This window comes from Pseudomonas sp. YY-1 (assembly GCF_002843095.1).
GTDB classification, from domain to species: Bacteria; Pseudomonadota; Gammaproteobacteria; order Pseudomonadales; family Pseudomonadaceae; genus Aquipseudomonas; species Aquipseudomonas sediminis_A.
Window position 1 is genome coordinate 1 of the sequence record NZ_PJLX01000035.1, and the last position, 1,184, is coordinate 1,184.

The 1,184-nt window shown below is 57.2% G+C and carries 1 protein-coding gene; it reads left to right on the forward strand.

Translation table 11 applies throughout. From position 1 onward, the window contains the following. A partial coding sequence (gene tuf, locus CXP40_RS23530; RefSeq protein ID WP_106735684.1) for an elongation factor Tu occupies positions 1-1,182 on the forward strand: 1,182 nt, incomplete at its 5' end. Between the last annotated feature and the right edge of the window lie 2 nt (positions 1,183-1,184).

Below are 1,184 nucleotides of genomic sequence, written 5' to 3' on the forward strand. Positions count from 1 at the left end.
AAATTCGAACGTAACAAACCGCACGTCAACGTTGGCACCATCGGTCACGTTGACCACGGTAAAACCACTCTGACCGCTGCTCTGACCCGCGTCTGCTCCGAAGTTTTCGGTTCGGCCAAGGTCGACTTCGACAAGATCGATAGCGCTCCGGAAGAGAAGGCTCGTGGTATTACCATCAACACTGCGCACGTAGAGTACGACTCCAACATTCGTCACTACGCGCACGTTGACTGCCCGGGTCACGCCGACTACGTGAAGAACATGATCACTGGTGCTGCCCAGATGGACGGCGCGATCCTGGTCTGCTCGGCTGCCGATGGTCCGATGCCGCAAACCCGTGAGCACATCCTGCTGTCCCGTCAGGTTGGCGTACCGTACATCGTTGTCTTCCTGAACAAGGCTGACATGGTTGACGACGCTGAGCTGCTGGAACTGGTCGAGATGGAAGTTCGTGATCTGCTGAGCACCTACGATTTCCCGGGTGACGACACTCCGATCATCATCGGCTCCGCGCTGATGGCGCTGAACGGCGAAGACACCAACGAGATGGGCACCACTGCCGTCAAGAAGCTGGTCGAAACTCTGGACAGCTACATTCCTGAGCCGGTTCGTGCCATCGATCGTCCGTTCCTGATGCCAATCGAAGACGTATTCTCGATCTCCGGCCGCGGTACTGTAGTTACCGGTCGTGTAGAGCGCGGTATCGTCAAGATCCAGGAAGAAATCGAAATCGTTGGTCTGCGTCCGACCACCAAGACTACCTGCACCGGCGTTGAGATGTTCCGCAAGCTGCTGGACGAAGGTCGTGCTGGTGAGAACTGCGGCGTGCTGCTGCGCGGCACCAAGCGTGATGAAGTCGAGCGTGGTCAGGTACTGGCCAAGCCGGGCACCATCAAGCCGCACACCAAGTTCGAAGCTGAAGTGTACGTTCTGTCCAAAGAAGAAGGTGGTCGTCACACCCCGTTCTTCAAAGGCTACCGTCCTCAGTTCTACTTCCGTACCACTGACGTGACCGGTTCGTGCGAACTGCCGGAAGGCGTTGAGATGGTAATGCCGGGCGACAACATCAAAATGGTTGTCACCCTGATCAAGCCGATCGCCATGGAAGACGGCCTGCGCTTCGCAATTCGCGAAGGTGGTCGTACCGTCGGTGCTGGCGTGGTTGCCAAGATCGTCGAGTAATC